An 18,702-nucleotide genomic window follows, 5' to 3' on the forward strand; every position below is an offset into this window, starting at 1 on the left:
AAGTATATTTAGATACATTGAAATATTTTACAACAGGCAGAGATTACATTCAGCTTTGGGTTATTTATCTCCGGTTGAATTCGAAGAAAAAAATAAGGAAGAAATTAAAGAAAGAGTTGCTTAACTTGTTGTATACTTTTTGGGGGAAAGATCAATTTGTTAAAGAGTATGAATTTACGGTTAATGTGAAGTTTCAAGTAAGTGTAGAAAATATTTTTGGCGGTGGTGAAATAATGGTGGATGGAACTACAAGAAATTCTCCACTATATAGAACTTCCTCTGTGGGTGATAATATATCATTGGGAGCAATTGAACAGGATTATGGCTATTATCATTGGATTTGGAATTTAAACGGTATTAATAATAGTGAATGGAGAAAAGAAAATATTGTTACTGGAAATGCTAGCTTCAGCAATGCTCAATATACTTCATACACAGTTCAAAGTAATGATGTAAATACTAAACTAATAGCCGGATTGCGTAAGGTTTGCAACGTAACCTTCGAGAATAATTTCACAAGCGTGGGCAACGGAGGCACGATTAAAGTCAACGGGGTTCAATACAGTTCTCCCACGTCCCAATTTCAGGTCGTGGAAGGCAACACAATAACAGCCGAGGCTGAATATTATTACCACATAAACGGTATTAACTATACTTTCCTGAATTGGAGCGACGGATCGACTTCGCGCAGCCATGCGTTTTCGATTAGCCAGCACGAAGCAATAAAAGCAAATTACAGAGGCAAACCGACAAATACCGGCGAGTATATCCATTTCGGAACGCAGGTGGGACAACCCATAGTAATATACTGGACGGACAATCCGAATGCGAACGTAACTCAATATCAAATATGGAGAAAAGTAAAACATAACGGAGTAATGGGTAGCGAACAATTAATAGCGACGGTAAGCAGAGGAACGGGACAATATACCGACCGCGATTACGTATTGACGTCGGGTTACACTGACGACATAATCTACTACGATGTCAGGGGCTATTATTCGGTGGAAAGCACGTATTCCGATCCGGATTACGTATCGGTCTACGGCCCGAGCCGCTTTATAAGTCGGGTTTATCGGGAAAGCCTACGGAGTATTCGATCGGAGCATATCCGAATCCGTTTAATCCGGCAACCACAATAAAATATCAATTGCCGGAGAGAGGACACGTGACGATAAAGTTATATGACGTAACGGGCAAAGAGGTAAAGGAGCTGGTAAATGAGATAAGAGATTCGGGATATTATGAAGTAGAGTTGAACGGAAGAGATTTGTCGAGCGGAGTATATATATGCACGATAAAAGCGAACAAATATAATAAGAGCATAAAACTGATGATGGTAAAATAAATAGAATGAATAAGCCGTTGGTCATCTGCAAATTGCGCAGGGGTTCGTGCGCTCAATGCCGGGCCCCTGCATTCCCTTGCTTCAAACACAAACTCGTCTTTGCGACCCCAGAATGCGGGGGGAAACAAACTCTAAACAAAACTTCGTCTTTGCGAGGAGCGAGCAAAGCGAACAACGAAGCAAGCTCAAATGAATACAGGTGAGATACTTCCCCGCCTGCGGCGGGGTCTGTATGACAAATTAGGGATCGAGTAGGTCTTTGTGTACGTGTGGTATGTGGGAAGCAAACTCAAATTAATGTCAGCAGAGATTACTTAGCCCCGCTGCGAGCGTGACTCGTAATGACAAATAGCGAAAAGAAATTATGCCGGCGCCAGCTACTGAAAAAAGCAAACTCTAATTAAGGTAAGCAGAGATTACTTCGCCCCGCTGAAAGCGGGGCTCGTAATGACAAATAGCGAATAGAAATCGCCGGCTACGGAAAAAACAAACTCTGAAAGAACGGGGAAAGCAAACTCTAATTAACCGCTGAGATCGATTTGAGGGAAGGAAATTATAATTTCTTTATGTCTTCTGTTTTTTCTTTTTGGCGGCGGGGAATAGAATGTTATTGAGGATTAAACGATATCCCGGCGAGTTTTTATGAAAACTCAAATCCGTGGGCGGATCGCCCACCGCGTGCTGGTAATCTTCCGGGTCGTGTCCCCCGTAAAACGTGAATGTGCCCCTGCCGTAATTTCCGTGTATATATTTAACCTGGTCGGCGCCTTCGCGTTCGGCTAAAATATAAACGGACTTTTTAATTAGACTTTTTCGAAACATTGTCGTCTGTCCCATAAATCCGTGAATCACATTGACGTGATTTTGCGTGAGCATTGTCGGAACGGGGTCGTATTTGGCGGAGAAATCGAAGAGGGTAAAATAATCGTTCTGTTCGGGACCGACTTCCGCGGGTTGTATGTCGATATCGCTGTACTCGTAAATCAACGGATTCATCTCGAGTTTGAAATTTTCGAAAGCCAAAGTTTCGGAAAAATCGAGCTTGTTCTGAGCGTCGGGATCGGGAGGGTCGCCGTCGTAAATTCTGTCGACTATATCGACCCGAAGAGCCGCTAGCGCAATATCGTAAGAATCGGTAGCCGAACACATTGCAAACAGAAAACCGCCGCGGGCAATATAATTCCGGATTTCAAGAACCACGGCTTTTTCCATATCGGATACTTTTTTGAAACCGAGTTTTTGGGCTTCCGATTCGTAGAGTCGCTGCTGTTCGATATACCACGGAGCGCCGCTGAACGAAGCGTAAAACTTGCCGTATTGACCCGTAAAATCTTCGTGATGCAGATGCAGCCAGTCGTATTTATCGAGCGCTCCTCCTAGTATTTCGGCAATCCAGATTTTATCGTAAGGCACTTCGGCATAATCGAGCGCCAGCGTAACGGCGTCGTCCCACGGCTTGAAATTCGGCGGAACATAAACCGCAATTTTCGGCGCCTTTTCGAGTCGGACTACGTCCATGTTTTGATCGGGACTCTGAACAAACGCATAAATCGAAACGGCTTGTTGAGACGATATTTTTTCAAACGCCACTCCTTTCAATCTGCATCGCAACGCGAGTTCCTCGCTGTAGTCGAACATGAACGAGCCGCCTCTGTAATTCAAAAGCCAATCGCCTTTGTAGCCCTGTACGAGTGCGTTGAATGCAATTCCGTAAGCTTTCAGATGGTCGGTCTGCGTATTGTCCATGTAGATTAGGATTTTCGACTGGGCTGAAATCTGGAGCGAAACGATAAAAATTAATAGAAGTTTTTTCATTTTTATAAGAGAGGGCCGTTCAAAGAACAGCCCCGTTAAATCTAAGCGGTTTTCCTGTCGGATTCGATATAAATCGGCTTTTCGCCTTTGAGCACCACGTCTTCGGTAATAAGGCATTTGTCGATATTGTCTAAACCGGGCAGTTCGTACATAACGTCGAGCAAAATACTTTCGACAATCGAACGCAATCCTCGGGCGCCTGTTTTTCTTTCGAGAGCTTTATTAACAATTGCGTCGAGCGCGCGGGGATCGAATTCGAGTTCGACTCCTTCGAGCGCAAACAGTTTTTTGTATTGTTTAATGATCGCGTTTTTCGGTTCCGTCAGGATATTCTTGAGAGCTTCGGCGCTCAATGCGTGCAACGGAGCGATTATCGGAATTCTGCCCACTAGTTCGGGAATCATTCCGTATTTAATAAGATCCTCGGGCTGAACTTTTTCAACGAGATTGTCCCGGTCGAGTTCTTCGTTGCTTTCGATGTTGGCGTCGAATCCGATCACGTTTCTGTTGATTCGCGATGCGATAATATTTTCGATGCCTTCGAAAGCTCCGCCGCAGATGAAAAGGATATTTTTCGTATTGACGTTAATTAGGCTTTGTTCGGGATGTTTTCTGCCTCCTCTCGGAGGAACGCCTGCAATTGTGCCTTCCAGAATTTTGAGCAATGCCTGCTGAACGCCTTCGCCCGAAACGTCGCGGGTAATCGAAACGCTTTCGCTTTTGCGCGCAATTTTATCGATTTCGTCGATATAAACGATGCCTTTTTGAGCCTTTTCGAGATTGTAATCGGCGGCTTGAAGCAGGCGCACCAGAACCGTCTCGACGTCGTCGCCGACATAACCGGCTTCGGTAATTGTGGTCGCGTCGGCAATTGCAAAGGGAACGTCGAGTATTCTTGCCAATGTCTGCGCCAGCAGCGTTTTTCCGACGCCAGTAGGTCCGATTAACAATATATTGCTTTTTTCGATTTCGACGTCGTCAACGTCGAAAAAAGACGCAGGCGCGTTTATTCTTTTATAATGATTATAAACAGCCACTGCCAGAATCTTTTTTGCGTTTTCCTGGTCGATTACGTATTCGTCGAGATTCTTTTTAATAATTTCCGGGGTAATCGATAGATTTACTGTTTCCTTTTTGTTGAAATTCGAAAGGTTGTTTTTCAGTATTTCAACGCTGGTTTTAATACAGATATCGCAAATATACACATCGGGACCGGCAACCATACTCGATACTTCGCTTCCGTCCCTTCCGCAAAATGAGCATTTAATCGTTTTGGGTTCTCTTTTATTAGCCATCTTTGCCTTTTTTTGTTTGTATGTAATTTAAATTTTGTATTGCCGTTTCAAGATATAATGAATCGGGATATTTCTCAAGAAAATTTTCGTATAATTCGCCGGCTTTGCTCTCGTCTTTCAAGCCGTACTGATAAATTTGCGCCGTTAGTAAAAGAGCTTTGTCGCTCAAAATACCGTTTTCCGACTTACCGGTTAATTCTTTCAAATATTCTAACGCTTCTCCGTAACTTTTCGTATAAATATTGACTTCGGCAAGCCTGTATAATGCAAAGTCCTTTAAAATAAACAAATTATCGCGTTTAATTAAATCTTTTAATAAAGCGACCGCTTCTTCGTACTTTTTTTGAAATGCAAATAAATCACTTTTTGCATAAATAGCAAGATTCGAAGAATCTCGTTTTAAAGTGGAAATAAGAGCCGAGAGTTCAATAGCGTCGTTAGCAAAAGCAGACGACAGGTCTCCGGAAGCAGATTTCAGATTCGACAGCGCCGACTCGAAATAATTCTGCCAGAAATCGATTTTGGCTTTCCGGAAATAAGCTTCGGCTTTTAAATCCGCAGACAGTTTGTTATTCAACAATATATTATCGAAAAAAGTTTTGGCTTGTTCAAGATTATCCGAATAAATTGCAATTAAGCCTCGCTTGAGGAAAGCTTTGGCGGAATATTCGGTTCCCGGCGCGCGCAGATTTATAATAGTAAATATCGAATCGGCAAGACGGTAATTTCGAAGGTTCTCGAATTCAATCTCGGCTCTCGAATAGAGGGCTTGAATAAAAATGTTACTGTTGACGTATTCGCCGGCAATCTTTTTATATTCTTCCGAAAGCCTTTTGTATTCGACCGTATCGATAATTTTCGCATAATGCCATAAATCGTTTTTTGGGTTCTTGTTCAATTTCGCCCTTAACGTTTCTACGCGCGATATTTTGGCAATCGGAACTATATTTGACCCGGGAAAATTATCGACAATATATCTGTAGCCGGTCAGGGCTGCGTCGTAAGCCTTGCTTCTCAGTGCGGTTTGAGCCATAGAATAAATCGAAGCCCCGTTGCCGTTTATCTTTTTTTCGTATTCGATGGTGAAGTTCAACGCAGCATTATAATTGCCGTTTAACATATTGCAGTATGCAATCAAATCGAGATAAATCGGCTGAGGGTTCTCTTTGTAGTACGATTCCAACGTTTCGGTAATTTCGTCGAGCGCTTTTTTATTGCCCGAATAAGAGTTGAATTTGGTTTTGACCAGACCGATCTGGTCGGGTTTGATCGAAAGGAGATAACAATATTCAAGCGTAGCTTCCTTGTAGCGGAGAGTTAAGGAATAGATATTAGCCAGATCAAGCGTGAAGATCGATTTGTCGCTCGACAATTGGCGTCCCATTTTCAAATACTCGAGAGCGCGGTCGAGCGCCCTGCTTTCGATAGCGTAATTAGCAATTATTCTGTACGTGGAAATCGAGGAGGGATTCGTTTCGATTCCCTTGTCCCAATAAAAATAAGCCGAATCGGACATCTCTTTCATAAAATAGACGGAACCCATTAAACCGTAGAGCGACGGGTCGTTCGGAGAATAAGTAAGTCTTTGGGAAATTATCCCGACCGCCTCGTCGTATTTCTTTTGTTTTATGTAGATATTGTAGAGAGAATTAAAATAGGAATAGTTCCACGGCTGTTGTTCGATTAGTTCGTTTAAAAGGTTTTCCGCTTTTTCGAAATTGCCGGAGCGTTCGTAGTTCTGAGCGAGTTTGTATTTTGTTTCGGCGTCCTGCCCTGAAATTACCGAAGGTAAAACAAGAAAACTTACTAATAGAATTTTATATAAGATACTTCTCTTCAAAAATATTACCTATGTTTAATATGCGATTCGGGTCGAAAGCCAGTTTAATCAACGCCATTTTTTTAATTGTATCGTCGTTGTACATCAGTTTGAGGTACTCGCGTTTTAGTTTTCCGATGCCGTGCTCTGCGGATACGGTGCCTTTGAGCTTGACTGCATTGGCGCAGATCTGCCTGTAAGTTTCTACTGCCCGATTGTATTGCCCGGCGTCGTCAGGCAGCATATTCAAATGGATGTGGGAGTCGCCGGCATGACCGTAAACTACGTAATTGAGCCCAGCGTCCGATACCAATTTAATTGTGTCGAAATAAAATCTTTTGAACGATTCGAACGGAACCGCTACGTCGGTGCCTACTTTCTTGAGTCCTCTCTGCGACATGTAATCATTAACTTTCAGGGCGATGGCGTGCCGGAAATCTTTGAATTTGTCCATCTCTTTCCTGTCGTTGGCAATCCAGGACTCTTCTTCCATTCCGTTATGCTTGCTAATAAGTTCCATCCATCCGGAAATTAATTCGTCTTCGTTGTCGTCGATTTCCTGTTCGAACCAGACGGCGGCATTCGCGTTTTCCGGAATATTGGAATAATCGCCTCGCAGAAATTTGAGCGTAAACTTGTCGAACAATTCAACTCCCCGCGCCGAGATAATTGAATCTTCGTTAAACCTCGAAAGTCGTGTCGCATCTTCGATAAAGTCGAGAGCGTCTTCTTCCGATTCGAAAAATATTATGCACGATAAAATATTCTGCGGAAGATCGATTAATTTCAATTTAATTTCTGTAATAACGCCGAGCGTGCCTTCGGCTCCGATAAAAAGATCGATTAAATCCATCTTTTCTTTGCAGTAGTAACCGGCTGCGTTTTTTGTGTCAGGCATTTCGTAGCGCGGCAATTCAAATGAAATAATGGAGCCGTCTTCGGTCGGGAGAATTGCGTGCGAACCGTCCGCAATATGCTGTCCCCGTTCGATATTCAATTTTCTGCCGTCGGGCAGAACGATCTTAAGTCCGAGAACGTAAGAGCGCGTGGGACCGTATTTGAACGTTCTGGCGCCGGAAGCATTCGTTGCGACCGTTCCGCCTATAAAACAATTCCTTTCAGTCGGGTCGGGGGGATAAAATAAATTTTTGCTTTCCGCTTCATGCTGGAATTCGCTTAAAATTACAGAAGGCTGAACGATAGCGTATTTGTCGTCTGAATTTATTTCGATAATTTTATTCAGTTTTTCCATTGAAAGAACGACGCCTTCTTCGGGAACGCGCGCTCCTGTAAGTCCCGTGCCGTTTCCCGCAACGGTTATTTTAATTTTTTCGGCGTTGCAGTTTTTGACTATTTCCGAAATTTCGTCTTCCGATTCGGGTATATAAACAGCGTCGCATTTACCCGAATAATTCGAAGCGTCCGTAAGATAGTTTTGTATTTCGTCCGGATTCGATTTTATGATCATATCAGAAGATTCCCTTGTTTTAATCGACTGGTTTTCCGTGTTTTATCATTATTTCTTTCCAGGTCTCATAATCGAGCTGTTCTGATTCTTCAATAAGAAGAACCGGAATGTCGTTCTCAATTCGATAGCGTCTCCGCGTTTCTCTGTCGGTCGAAACCAAAAAATCGCCGTCCAGAATCAGGTCGGCTTTCGATTCGGGACAGCAGATAATATCTAATAATTCCTTGGAAATCATTATTCCTCCAATGCTGGAAAACTGGTATGCAAAGATACGAAACTTAAGCGAAATCGTTATATTTGAGAAACAAAAGGACTCGACATGAAAGCCGAAAAATTCTACGACGGTATCTCTTCTTTTTACGACGAAATGATTTCTTTTGAATCGAATTTAGCCAGGAGAGAAGAATTTTATAAAAAAATATTCGATACAGAAAAAGGCAAAGTCGCCGACATAGGATGCGGCAGCGGGCTCGATTCGATAGCTCTGGCTAAATCGGGTTTCGACGTTGCGGCTTTCGATCCGTCGGATAAGATGATCGAAGCGTTAAAAAGGAAAGCGGAGTCATTCAGGCTTCAAATTGAAACCGGGAAATTCGGAATGGAAAATATTCCGGGAAAATTCGATGATAATTTCGATTATGCGGTTTCGATGGGAAATACTATTGCGCACCTTAACAAAAAAAATCTTGCGGAAGGAATTAAAAGGATCTATGAAATATTAAAGCCCGGAGGAACGCTCTTTTTGCATCAGCTCAATTACGATTTCTTTATAAAGAATTCAATCAGAATAAACAGTATTAAAACGGGCGAAAGAATAATCATACGTTTTTACGATTTCGGGAGAAAAAAAGCGCGTTTCAATATTCTTGAATTTGCAGTCGGCAGTCCTAAAGATTACAGGCTCCATTCAGTCACGCATTATATTCATAATCAAGAAGAGTTGAAGTCGATGCTTGCGGAGGCGGGATTTCAGAGCGTCGCTTTTTATGCCGATATGAATTTGAAACCATTCGAAAACAAGATTTCAAAAGAGATGTTTATTCTGTGCCGGAAATAAATTAAAGGCTCAGAATTTTTTTTACCGTTTTTTCCTTCAGTTGCGCCAGGCTTTCCTTTTTAAACATTTTGTATGCTTCGTCTCTTAGACGCCCCCACTTATTGTGAACAGGGCAGGGATTCTCGTTGGAGCAGCCCGGAAAACCGAGCACGCAGCTTTTGAAAATTTTATCGCCGTCGATGGCTTCAATGATGTCGATGAGATAAATGTTGTTCGGATTTTTTGCCAGATAAAAACCGCCGTTTTTGCCTTTTTTTGAGCCGACAATCCCTTTATGGGTAAGCGTTTGCAGTACCTTCGAGACGAACTCTTTCGGCACTTTCAACTCTTTCGATATTTCCTCGGCATTGAATACGACTTTTTCTTTTTTGATTGAAAGAAAGAGAACCGCCTGAATGCCCAATTCGCATGCTTTCGAAAAGAAAACGGTCATTGTTTGCTCCCCGGATCTGTATTGGCTTCCTGATTGACGAATATTGTTTGAGTAGGATAAGCGAATTCGATTCCTTCTCGCTCGAAGAGTTTATAAATTTCCAGATTAATGCTTTGTTGAATGTCGAGATAGACGACCATTTCCGGAGACAGAACATAGTAGACAAATTCGTAATTGAGACTGAAATCTCCGTAACTTATGAAATGACCTCTGTCGTATTGAACAAGTTCGTGTCGCGTAATGATTTCTTTTACCATTTCCGGAATGGCTTTTAATTTGTCGTGAGGAGTTTGATAAACCACGCCGATTCTTAGCACAGCTCTTCTTTTTTCCATCCGTTTGAAATTATGAACCGTAGCGGTTGTAAGGCGCGAATTGTTAACGATAATTTGTTCGCCCGATAGCGCTCTTATTTTAGTAGTTTTGAGACCGATTTTTTCGATATTACCCAACTGACCTTCGAAATTGACAAAATCCCCGACCTCAAAGGGTTTATCGAAAAAGAGAACAAAGTAACTGAAAAGGTCGCCCAGAATAGCCTGAGCAGCCAAAGCCACCGCCACGCCTGATATACCGAGTCCGGTAACTACCGCGGAAACCTCAAAACCGAAGTTGTCGAGTAAAAATATTACGCCAACCGACCACACTGTCAAATCGACCAATCCCAGCAGGGGTTGAATGCGGATGTAATCCGATTCGCGGTCGCGTTGAATAAAATAACGCTCAATAAAATACTTGATAATAACAACCGTGAAGCGCACAACGAAATAGGTAATTAAAACGGAATAGACTGCTGAAACTATTTTCTCCGTTTCTTCGCTTAATTTCAGACGCCCTATTATCAGATAGAGTATGCCGAGATAAATGGCGGGAACAAAAAATTTATTAATGCTTTTGTTCAGAAAGTTGTATTTCGAAATATAAGAAGATTCAAAACGTTCCTTCAGTCTATGAAGCACGAATTTCTTAATAATCTTTATTACTATGAATACGGCGAGAAAAACGCCCAACGCCAACAAATAATCTTCGATTGTGTTGCCCAAGAATTCTTTCTTTAAAAACATTAATTCCTCATAAAAATAGCGCTGATAAATATAAAAAAACCCGCATTAAAAAATGCGGGTTATATCTAATTTGTTAGATTCGTCGTTTTTAATTGAGAGCATAGACAGGCAGAACCTCTTCGCTCGGTTTTAGCTTTTCGATGCGCACTTTAATGACGCCCGGATGAATCATACCGAGAGCCGTCGCTGCGCCTTTAGATAAATCGATATCGCGTCCTTCGATATACGGACCGCGGTCGTTGATTTTAACCACAACGCTTTTTCCGTTTCTTAAATTGGTAACGCGGAGATATGTGCCGAACGGCAATTCTTTATGTGCCGCGGTCAATGCCATCTGGTCGTAAATTTCGCCGTTCGCCGTTAATCTGCCGTGGAATCCGGGTCCGTACCAGGATGCTACCCAGTTGCCTACCGGCTCGTATTCCACATCGGCAATTGTAGGACTTGAATCTATGCTGAGAATCACTTTTGAATCCTCGTCGTTTACGCTTGCTGACGAGCTTCCTATGTCTACCAGTCCTATTACCAATGCTGCTGTCGTAATTATAAGTGTCGTTTTAATTATACGCAAATATTACCTCTGTTTTGTTATACATAACCGTTAATTGAATGAGAATAAATCAGAATAGTAAAATCGGGGATACTATATTTTCAGGTTTCTTCTGAGCGCTCTTTGAGCCTCGTCTTTGTGAATGGAGTTGTTGGAGCTGTTATCGTTATACTGAATTGTACGTGCGATATATTCCGGCTTGAACTCCGTATATGTCATATTAGTTTCCGCCGAAACTATATTTACGGTTTCATCCGAAATTATGTTTTCAATTACCGGAATAGCTGAATTATTCTGAAGCGCATGTTGATTGGTTGTAATTCCCGTATGATATGCGAACAATAGACCGGCAAATGCTAAAAAACTATATTTCCTGAATTTCGTTTTCATTATAGCCTACAAATATATGTTAAAGCAGACAAAGAAGCAATACATAGTTAAACATTGAATTATTTAATAAAAAATGCCTGATCGCATTAACGATTATCAATGACAAGTTTCTCGTAATTTTATTTTATTTTGTACTTATAAAATTAGTTTAGACTATTCAACAAATTAAAGGAGCGTATGGTTTCGGTAGTATTAGAAAATCTGCGTGAATCAACGACAAGGAATTTGATAAACGATTTCGAAAAGCTCGGCGACGATATGGAGTTTATCTCTTTCGGGTCGGCAATAAACGACGAAAGACTCATAAATATTGCCGAAATCGAACCGTTTTCTTCTAAGGCGGTAAAAAAAGCTGCGGAATTGATTTCGAATAAATTTGTAGTGTGGATAAGAGAATACGAGAACAAAAAAATCAATAGAATAAATTTTAACGGCAAAACCCTGCAAAAATTAATTGATGTATTGTCAATACAAAATGCCGGTATGGTTTACTCGAACTTCGCGGAATATGATACTGAGACCGGAAAAAAATACGAACACCCGCTTATTCCCTATCAAACAGGGAGTATAAGAGACGATTTCGACTTTGGTATGGCGATTGTTTTGAACGGCGAGTTAATTAAAAAAATAGCAGTGGAAATGAAAGAAGATTACTTATACGCGGGTTTTTACGATTTGCGTCTGAGACTTTCGGAAATTTCGGGTTTGATTCATATTAGCGAATTTCTCTATTCCGTCGACATTGAGCGGAAAACAGAGGCAATGGAAGAACATTTTAAATATGTGTCTGCCGAAAGGAAAACGATGCAAATCGAATTCGAGAAAGCGGCTACGGAACATCTGAAAAGAATCGGCGCTTATATTAAACCCGGCGGAGAATTAATCGATTTCGAAAATCCGAAAGAAAATTTTCCGGTCGAAGCCTCCGTTGTTATACCGGTTAAAAACAGAGAAAAGACTATCGCATCTGCCGTCAATTCCGCTTTGTCGCAAAAAACCGACTTTGATTTTAACGTTATTGTTGTCGACAATCATTCCGACGACGCCACTACGGAGATTTTGAAAAAAACAGCGTCTTCGAACAAAAAACTGATACATCTGATTCCGGACGAAAGAAATCTGCAAATAGGCGGCTGCTGGAAATATGCGGTTAAGAGCGGTCATTGCGGCAAATTTGCGGTTCAGCTAGACAGCGACGATCTTTATTACGACGAAAACACGCTGGCAAAAATAATTAAAACGTTCTACGATGAAAATTCGGCGATGGTAATCGGGTCATACAAATTGACCGATTTTAATCTCAACGAAATTCCGCCGGGCATTGTAGATCATCGCGAATGGACTGACGAGAACGGCGCAAACAATGCATTGCGAATAAACGGTCTGGGAGCTCCCCGGGCTTTTTATACGCCTCTATTGAGGCAAATTGATATCCCGAACGTAAGTTACGGAGAAGATTATTATCTCGGCATTACCATCTCGCGCAATTATAAAATATCGAGAATCTATGAACCTATTTACATCTGCCGAAGGTGGGAGGGAAATTCCGACGCCAATCTTTCTCAAGAGAAAATAAATAAAAACAACTACTATAAAGACTCACTCAGAACAAACGAAATAATCGAAAGACAAAAGATGAATAAATATGCTGACCAACAAAATTGAGAAAAACGAATTCAGATTAGCCGATGAAGCAGCCGGACTGCTGGAAATGCAGTTGGCGGAATGGGAGTTCTTAAAAGCTAATTACGAAAAGCTCGCCGATATAATTGCCAAAGAAATTCGTTACGAGGATTATAAATTTATAGCGTTGCATAACCCGGAACGAATTAAATCGACGGCGGCGGATGTATCCGATTCGGGAATAAAAAACAGAAAATGTTTTCTGTGCAAAGAAAACCTTCCGGTCGAACAAAGAGGAATCGTTTACGATAAAAAATATTACTTGCTATGTAATCCTTATCCGGTTGTCGGAAAACATTATACGATAGTCAAGCTGAAACACATGCCCCAGCAAATTGTCGGCAACATTGAAGATTTGCTCGATTTGACGCGACATATGAGCAAATATTTTACGCTTTTTTATAACGGTCCCAAATGCGGGGCATCGGCTCCCGACCATATGCATTTTCAGGCAATCGAAAAAAAGAAAATGCCGTTGGAGGATGATTTTAAAAAACTAATCGGCGATTCGAGAAATTTCAGAATTGACAAATCCCGCATTTCTATTACTGCAGCCGAGACGTATCCGGGTAAACCTGTTATTGTAGAATCGGAACATAAAGGCGAAATACTGAAAGCCTTCAGAACCATTCTTAACGGATTAAAAAAAATATACGAACCGAAAGAAGAACCGATGATAAATATTGTGTCCACTTACGAAGGGAATAAATGGAGCCTGTTTATTTTTCCTAGAAGGGAACACCGCCCTGCCGAATTTTATTCGGGCGAATTGATTGTCAGTCCAGCGGCTCTCGATATGGCGGGATTGGTTATAGTTCCCCGTAAGGAAGATCTCGATAAAATCGATCGGGATAAGTTAATCGATATTTACAAACAGGTTTCCTTTACGAAAGAATATTACGAATTTCTGAAGAAAAAGCTTTTCGAGAAATATATACGCGTTTAGAGAATCTTTATTGCAATCACGCTTACGTCGTCTTCCAGTTCGCCGCCAGTAAATTTCAATAATTCTTCTCGCAGCAAATCTACGGTGTTGTCTTCGGGACTGACGTTTCCAATGAAATCAAGCAGCCGTTGATTGCCGAATAATTCTCCTTCTTTATTTCTCGACTCCGTAATTCCGTCTGTAAAAAGTATTATCTCGTCGCCGCTTTTTATATCGATAATTTTGTTCGAATATTGGCCGTCGGGATTAAAGCCGAGAAGGAGTCCGGAGGATTCGATAAACTCCGCTTTGTTTCCGGATCGGTATATAATAGGCAAGTCGCCTGCGCCTGAATATTTGGCGGTTTTATTTTTGGTGTCGATGATTACTACCGAAAGAGTAATAAATACTTCCGAAATGCGCTCGTCTCTGTAAACTGATTCGTTAATACGTTGAAGTATTATATCCGGATTTAATTCAGCGGTGGATTCAAGCACTATTCTTGCGGCGGTTCTAACGTAGCCCGCGTATGCAACCGCAAAGTACCATGCGCCCCACCGTTTTCCCATTACGTCGCCTAATATAACGGCGATGCTTTCGTCGTTGATTTTTATGTAATCGATAAAATCGCCGCCCGGAACATTTTTATAGGGCGCGTGCCATTGCAGAACTTTAAGTCCGTTAAATTGAGGCGGCGATTCGGGCACAACTTTTGCCGCCATTGAATCGGCTGCTTTCTGTACTTCGTCTACGACTTTTTCCCTTTCTTTTTCGAGGCTTTTAAGAATTGCCGATACTTTGGCAATTACAATTTTGGGGCTGGACGTCTTTACTATATAATCTTCGATTTCAAGGTCGTAACCCAAGAGCATATCTTCTTCGCCGCTTTTGGCCGTAAGGAATACAAATGGGATCGATTTATATTCGGGATAGCTTAGCAGTTCTTTTCGGAATTCGAATCCGTCCATGACAGGCATCATTATATCGCTTATAATTAATGCGGGTTGAACTTCGTCGATCATATCGAGAGCCGCTTTGCCGTTCTCGGCGTGAACGCATTCAAACCCCGCCTTTGTTAAATTGTGAATAAATAATCTGGCGATATTCGGTTCGTCTTCTACGAGTAATATTTTATTTGAAGATAAAGTTGCCATAGTTCCTGCGTTCCGATTATTTAAAACTGTTGATTGCGGAATTATTGTCTGTATAAACTTCGAATACTCTGTGAAGTCGCGTTAGTTCGAACATGGCGCGTACGTTCTGTCTCAGACCGACGAGTTTAAGGTCGCCGCCTTGATTTATCGTCCTTTTTAATGCGCTTACCAGCACGCCCAGAAAAGTAGAATCGATAAAATCGACTTTGCTCAGATCTATAATAACTTTTTTAAAACCCTGTTCAATTTTTGCGTAAAATATTTTTTTTAGCTGTTCGGCGTCTTTTATTGTAGCTCTGTCGATGTCGAGCTTTATTAATACTATATCATCGTAAGTTCTTTCTTGTACGTTCATGGCTTTCCCCGATTATTTTTTATAATCGATATTATATTTTTCCATTAGCCGGTAAAGAGTAGCGCGTCCGATTTTCAATTTTTTCGAGGCTTCCACAATATTGCCGTCTGTAACTTTCAGAGCGTGTTTTATAGCCTCCTCTTTTAACTTTTCAAGCGGAATAATCGGAGAATTGTCGTCGAACAGGATACCGTTGGAAGGCAAAACCGCGGAGATTTCGCCCGACGTAATCGAGGGCGGCAGAACGTCGGTGTCGATGTAATCGCCCTCGGTAAGTATAATGCATCTCTCGATTGTATTCTCCAGTTCGCGCACATTGCCCGGCCAGTCGTAGTCGTAGAGGAGTTTTAGCGCTTTTTTGGTAACGCCTTTGACATTTTTTCCGAGTTTCTCATTGTTCTTTTTGATGAAGTGATCTATCAAAACTACAATGTCGCCCCTTCTCTCTCTGAGAGGAGGGATTGTGATTGGGAAAGAGCTGAGTCGATAATAAAGGTCTTCCCTGAAGAGTTTCTTCTCGACGCATTCGCGCAGGTCGCGGTTTGTAGCGGAGATTATTCTTACGTCGGTTTTAATGATCTCGTTGCCCCCGACCCGTTCGAATTCTTTCTCTTGAATTACGCGCAGAATTTTTGCCTGCAATGCGATGTCCATCTCTCCGATTTCATCGAGAAAAATCGTTCCGCCGTTGGCAAGCTCGAACTTGCCGATCTTTCTTTGATGCGCTCCGGTAAACGCTCCTTTTTCGTGACCGAAGAGTTCGCTTTCGAGCAATTCTCTGGGTATCGAAGCGCAGTTGACGACGACAAACGGAGCGTCTTTTCTGCTGCCGTTGTAATGAATTGCGCGCGCAATCAATTCTTTTCCCGTTCCGCTCTCGCCCTGAATCAAGACCGTAATGTCGTTATGCAGAACTTTGGAAACCATTCTGAAGGCTTCCTGCATTTTTTTATCTGCGGAAATTATATTGTCGAAACTGAATTCTTTTCTTATATCCTCTTTAAGATTTTTAAGCTCGCGTTCGAGGTCGTAATTTTTGATCGCATTCCGAACGGATGATTCAAGTCTGTTTTTGTCGATCGGCTTAGGGAAGTAATCGAATGCGCCCAATCGAATCGATTCGAGCGCCACTTCCACGCTTCCCTGAGCGGACAACATTATTACCGGTAAGCTGGGCTCGTAAGTTTTGATTTTTGAGAGTATCTCGTTGCCGTTTATATCCGGCAGCATAATGTCGAGCAGAACCAGGTCGGGATTTTCGTTTAAGGATTTCAGAAAATCCTTCCCGTTCGAAAATGTTTTTACATTGTAACCCCACTGATTTTTACACCAGTGCGTCAGCATCTTCAGAATCGATTCTTCGTCGTCTACAATATAAATTGTTTTCTCCATAGCTCAGTCTTTCTTCTTTGGAAGTCGTATTATAAAAGTCGAACCTTTGTTTTCCTGACTGATAACGCGTATAACGCCTTTGTGAAGGTCGACAATTTGCTTTACGAGCGTAAGCCCGAATCCGGCTCCCGGCTGTAGCGTTCCCTGCCGGTATATTTTTGTAAATTTTTGGAATAGTTTGGGAATCTCTTTTTCGGGAATACCTATTCCGGTGTCGTTAACGGCAATTTCAATTTCCTTGTCGAAGTTTTCTACAATTACAGATATTCTGCCGTTTGACGGCGTGAATTTAACGGCGTTCGATATCAGATTTCCTATTGCCTGCATTAGACGGTTCTTGTCCGCATAGATTACGATTTTTTCTTCGGGGAACCGTACGGACAGGCTCAATTCTTTTGTTTTGATATGTTCGCTGTATGAAGCGAGCAATTCGTTTAGAGCGTCGGTTAAATCGAATTCTTCTTTTAATAATTTTTCTTCGCCCGATTCGAGCTTCGAAAAATCGAGCACGTCGTTTATCAATTTGGCCAACCTTTTGCCTTCGGTCAGTATAATATTGCTGAACTCCCGGATTGTTTCCGGAGGCAGTTCGCTGTCCGTAGAGATAGTTTCGGCGAAACCCACAATCGAAGCCAGGGGAGTTCTGAGCTCGTGCGATATGTTCGATATAAATTCGCTCTTGAGTTTGCTTACTTCTTCGAGCACGTTAATTTTTTGTTTTGCCCGTTCTCTCTCTATTGATATGATTCTGTTTGCTTCGATCAATTTTGAATTGAGTTCTTTTATTTTCTTTTCGTCGGCTTTACGGGCGGAGATATTTCTTCCCACGCATACAATGCCAGTGACCTCGTCGTCGATTATCAGCGGTTTGGCATGAACTTCGAATATTATCGGATTGCCGTGCTTGTCCATAAACTCGACTTCGAAAAACACTTTGTCCCGCGAGTCGATAAGTTTGGAAAAAGCGTCGGCTACAATAAATTCGTTGTCTTTATTGACAAATTCGAGTATATGTTTGCCGGTCATTTCCTGGGGATTATAACCGAGCGTTTTTGAACCGTTTTTGTTGATCGTACTGATGTATCCGAAACCGTTCAATATGAAAATCAGGTCGTCGGCTGTGTCGACCAGCACCCTCAATTTCTCTTCGGAATTTTCGAGCTTCAGCTGGTTTATCTTTTCTTCGGTAATGTCGATTATCATCCCGATAATTTTTTGAACTTTTCCGTCGCGTATTATCGGAATGCCGTTATGCCGCACCCAATGTTCTTTGCCGTAACGATCTTTCATTTGATATTCCACGCAGGCCGCGTCGCCGCCGCGAAGCGTATCGATAAATTCTTTGAATCTGCCGAAGTGTTCCTTTTTGATAGTCCTGAGAATCAGAAATTTGTTTTCATAAATTTCCTGAGGCGTAAAGCCGAAGATCATTCTTACCGCGCCGCTGATATAATAATATTCGCTCCCGTCATAATTGGTGGAAAATACAACCGCGTTGAGGTTGTCTACAGTTTCCCGCAGATTTTCTTCTCCGTCCGGTTTTTCGGCTTCTCTGAAAATAGCCAGTAGTCTCGACAAGTTCTTACCGCCCAAAAAAATAGAATCGATGTAAAAAGATTTTTCAATTTTTCCGTTTTTGTAAATTAACGGCGAGTTCAATATACTTTTACCGTTTTTGAAAGCCTTAATAAACGGCAATTTGTCGAAGGCAATCTTTTTTCCCTTGTCGTCGTAGAACAGATCGGAATCAAAGAATTCTGTTGTCGGTTCCTTACGGATTCCCAAAAGGCTCTTGAGTTTTTTGGACACGAATAAATTATCCGTGCTTTCCACAATTTCGAGAGCCGGCAAATTCAGGTTCTCGGTATATTTTTCGACTTTGGTTTTTGTCATTTACTTTTTTGAAAAAATTATTATGAACGGTATAAAATAAATCTATTTTTGTTTAAAAACA

General features: G+C 41.7%; 18 protein-coding genes and 1 pseudogene. 6 read left to right on the forward strand and 13 right to left on the reverse strand.

Translation table 11 applies throughout. The annotated features are described in order from the left end of the window. The 3 genes from ACOYVE_RS13120 to ACOYVE_RS13130 form a co-directional block, all read left to right on the forward strand. The coding region (locus tag ACOYVE_RS13120) for an IS3 family transposase (protein ID WP_422882432.1) at positions 1–124 on the forward strand (124 nt) is incomplete at its 5' end. 61 nt (positions 125–185) lie between these two features. Next, a complete protein-coding gene (locus ACOYVE_RS13125) occupies positions 186–1,142 on the forward strand; it encodes a hypothetical protein (RefSeq protein WP_157867314.1) in 957 nt (318 codons plus the stop codon). An 8-nt stretch (positions 1,143–1,150) separates the two neighbouring features. Next, positions 1,151–1,348, forward strand: a complete 198-nt coding sequence (locus tag ACOYVE_RS13130; RefSeq protein WP_264358303.1) for a T9SS type A sorting domain-containing protein — start codon at positions 1,151–1,153, stop codon at positions 1,346–1,348. A 564-nt stretch (positions 1,349–1,912) separates the two neighbouring features. Here ACOYVE_RS13130 and ACOYVE_RS13135 read toward each other — a convergent pair. From ACOYVE_RS13135 to ACOYVE_RS13155, 5 genes are read right to left on the reverse strand one after another with little or no spacing between them, the layout of a single operon-like run. Then, the gene (locus tag ACOYVE_RS13135; protein ID WP_193364602.1) at positions 1,913–3,163 is read right to left on the reverse strand and encodes an asparagine synthetase B; all 1,251 of its coding nucleotides are present in this window, start codon (positions 3,161–3,163) and stop codon (positions 1,913–1,915) included. A gap of 41 nt (positions 3,164–3,204) precedes the next feature. Continuing rightward, on the reverse strand, positions 3,205–4,458 hold the full coding sequence (clpX, locus tag ACOYVE_RS13140) for an ATP-dependent Clp protease ATP-binding subunit ClpX (protein ID WP_014855887.1): 1,254 nt from the start codon (positions 4,456–4,458) through the stop codon (positions 3,205–3,207). Next, complete coding sequence (locus tag ACOYVE_RS13145) at positions 4,451–6,298, reverse strand: tetratricopeptide repeat protein (protein ID WP_014855888.1); 1,848 nt, start codon at positions 6,296–6,298, stop codon at positions 4,451–4,453. Before ACOYVE_RS13145 ends, clpX begins: the two co-directional genes overlap by 8 nt. Next, positions 6,276–7,745: an FAD-binding oxidoreductase gene (locus ACOYVE_RS13150; protein WP_014855889.1), complete on the reverse strand. Its 1,470-nt coding sequence runs from the start codon at positions 7,743–7,745 to the stop codon at positions 6,276–6,278. Before ACOYVE_RS13150 ends, ACOYVE_RS13145 begins: the two co-directional genes overlap by 23 nt. 19 nt (positions 7,746–7,764) lie before the next feature. Beyond that, positions 7,765–7,980: a Trm112 family protein gene (locus ACOYVE_RS13155; RefSeq protein ID WP_014855890.1), complete on the reverse strand. Its 216-nt coding sequence runs from the start codon at positions 7,978–7,980 to the stop codon at positions 7,765–7,767. Positions 7,981–8,064: 84 nt separating this feature from the next. Here ACOYVE_RS13155 and ACOYVE_RS13160 point away from each other — a divergent pair, with 84 nt between their 5' ends. Continuing rightward, the gene (locus ACOYVE_RS13160) at positions 8,065–8,802 is read left to right on the forward strand and encodes a class I SAM-dependent methyltransferase (protein WP_014855891.1); all 738 of its coding nucleotides are present in this window, start codon (positions 8,065–8,067) and stop codon (positions 8,800–8,802) included. Position 8,803: 1 nt separating this feature from the next. Here the strand turns inward: ACOYVE_RS13160 and ACOYVE_RS13165 are convergent, their stop codons facing one another. The 4 genes and pseudogenes from ACOYVE_RS13165 to ACOYVE_RS13180 form a co-directional block, all read right to left on the reverse strand. Beyond that, a complete protein-coding gene (locus ACOYVE_RS13165; protein WP_014855892.1) occupies positions 8,804–9,235 on the reverse strand; it encodes an RrF2 family transcriptional regulator in 432 nt (143 codons plus the stop codon). Further along, complete coding sequence (locus tag ACOYVE_RS13170) at positions 9,232–10,299, reverse strand: mechanosensitive ion channel family protein (RefSeq protein ID WP_014855893.1); 1,068 nt, start codon at positions 10,297–10,299, stop codon at positions 9,232–9,234. Before ACOYVE_RS13170 ends, ACOYVE_RS13165 begins: the two co-directional genes overlap by 4 nt. A gap of 88 nt (positions 10,300–10,387) precedes the next feature. Beyond that, a pseudogene (locus ACOYVE_RS13175) lies at positions 10,388–10,699 on the reverse strand (septal ring lytic transglycosylase RlpA family protein); the annotation flags it as partial. Between the two features lie 243 nt (positions 10,700–10,942). Next, a complete protein-coding gene (locus tag ACOYVE_RS13180) occupies positions 10,943–11,239 on the reverse strand; it encodes a hypothetical protein (protein ID WP_014855895.1) in 297 nt (98 codons plus the stop codon). Between the two features lie 177 nt (positions 11,240–11,416). Between ACOYVE_RS13180 and ACOYVE_RS13185 the strand changes: the two genes are divergently transcribed. Together ACOYVE_RS13185 and ACOYVE_RS13190 are read left to right on the forward strand one after the other, a co-directional pair. Further along, positions 11,417–12,904, forward strand: coding sequence for a glycosyltransferase family 2 protein (locus ACOYVE_RS13185; protein WP_422882334.1), 1,488 nt, complete (start codon positions 11,417–11,419; stop codon positions 12,902–12,904). Continuing rightward, the gene (locus ACOYVE_RS13190; RefSeq protein WP_014855897.1) at positions 12,885–13,868 is read left to right on the forward strand and encodes a DUF4922 domain-containing protein; all 984 of its coding nucleotides are present in this window, start codon (positions 12,885–12,887) and stop codon (positions 13,866–13,868) included. Before ACOYVE_RS13185 ends, ACOYVE_RS13190 begins: the two co-directional genes overlap by 20 nt. Here ACOYVE_RS13190 and ACOYVE_RS13195 read toward each other — a convergent pair. From ACOYVE_RS13195 to ACOYVE_RS13210, 4 genes are read right to left on the reverse strand one after another with little or no spacing between them, the layout of a single operon-like run. After that, a complete protein-coding gene (locus ACOYVE_RS13195; protein WP_014855898.1) occupies positions 13,865–15,001 on the reverse strand; it encodes a PP2C family protein-serine/threonine phosphatase in 1,137 nt (378 codons plus the stop codon). The two genes, ACOYVE_RS13190 and ACOYVE_RS13195, sit on opposite strands and share 4 nt — an antisense overlap. Positions 15,002–15,017: 16 nt before the next feature. Beyond that, complete coding sequence (locus tag ACOYVE_RS13200; protein WP_014855899.1) at positions 15,018–15,356, reverse strand: STAS domain-containing protein; 339 nt, start codon at positions 15,354–15,356, stop codon at positions 15,018–15,020. A gap of 12 nt (positions 15,357–15,368) precedes the next feature. Next, complete coding sequence (locus ACOYVE_RS13205) at positions 15,369–16,748, reverse strand: sigma-54-dependent transcriptional regulator (protein WP_422882336.1); 1,380 nt, start codon at positions 16,746–16,748, stop codon at positions 15,369–15,371. A 3-nt stretch (positions 16,749–16,751) separates the two neighbouring features. Then, positions 16,752–18,641: a PAS domain-containing sensor histidine kinase gene (locus ACOYVE_RS13210; RefSeq protein ID WP_422882338.1), complete on the reverse strand. Its 1,890-nt coding sequence runs from the start codon at positions 18,639–18,641 to the stop codon at positions 16,752–16,754. Between the last annotated feature and the right edge of the window lie 61 nt (positions 18,642–18,702).

Origin of the sequence: Melioribacter sp., assembly GCF_049325435.1 — a bacterium.
Lineage (GTDB): Bacteria > Bacteroidota > Ignavibacteria > Ignavibacteriales > Melioribacteraceae > Melioribacter > Melioribacter roseus.

Excerpts from the sequence above, each read along its gene's own strand:
- ACOYVE_RS13135 (WP_193364602.1), bottom strand. The coding sequence starts at position 3,163 with ATGAAAAAACTTCTATTAATTTTTATCGTTTCGCTCCAGATTTCAGCC.
- clpX (WP_014855887.1), bottom strand. The coding sequence starts at position 4,458 with ATGGCTAATAAAAGAGAACCCAAAACGATTAAATGCTCATTTTGCGGA.
- ACOYVE_RS13150 (WP_014855889.1), bottom strand. The coding sequence starts at position 7,745 with ATGATCATAAAATCGAATCCGGACGAAATACAAAACTATCTTACGGAC.
- ACOYVE_RS13155 (WP_014855890.1), bottom strand. The coding sequence starts at position 7,980 with ATGATTTCCAAGGAATTATTAGATATTATCTGCTGTCCCGAATCGAAA.
- ACOYVE_RS13160 (WP_014855891.1), top strand. The coding sequence starts at position 8,065 with ATGAAAGCCGAAAAATTCTACGACGGTATCTCTTCTTTTTACGACGAA.
- ACOYVE_RS13165 (WP_014855892.1), bottom strand. The coding sequence starts at position 9,235 with ATGACCGTTTTCTTTTCGAAAGCATGCGAATTGGGCATTCAGGCGGTT.
- ACOYVE_RS13170 (WP_014855893.1), bottom strand. The coding sequence starts at position 10,299 with ATGTTTTTAAAGAAAGAATTCTTGGGCAACACAATCGAAGATTATTTG.
- ACOYVE_RS13180 (WP_014855895.1), bottom strand. The coding sequence starts at position 11,239 with ATGAAAACGAAATTCAGGAAATATAGTTTTTTAGCATTTGCCGGTCTA.
- ACOYVE_RS13185 (WP_422882334.1), top strand. The coding sequence starts at position 11,417 with ATGGTTTCGGTAGTATTAGAAAATCTGCGTGAATCAACGACAAGGAAT.
- ACOYVE_RS13190 (WP_014855897.1), top strand. The coding sequence starts at position 12,885 with ATGCTGACCAACAAAATTGAGAAAAACGAATTCAGATTAGCCGATGAA.
- ACOYVE_RS13195 (WP_014855898.1), bottom strand. The coding sequence starts at position 15,001 with ATGGCAACTTTATCTTCAAATAAAATATTACTCGTAGAAGACGAACCG.
- ACOYVE_RS13200 (WP_014855899.1), bottom strand. The coding sequence starts at position 15,356 with ATGAACGTACAAGAAAGAACTTACGATGATATAGTATTAATAAAGCTC.
- ACOYVE_RS13205 (WP_422882336.1), bottom strand. The coding sequence starts at position 16,748 with ATGGAGAAAACAATTTATATTGTAGACGACGAAGAATCGATTCTGAAG.
- ACOYVE_RS13210 (WP_422882338.1), bottom strand. The coding sequence starts at position 18,641 with ATGACAAAAACCAAAGTCGAAAAATATACCGAGAACCTGAATTTGCCG.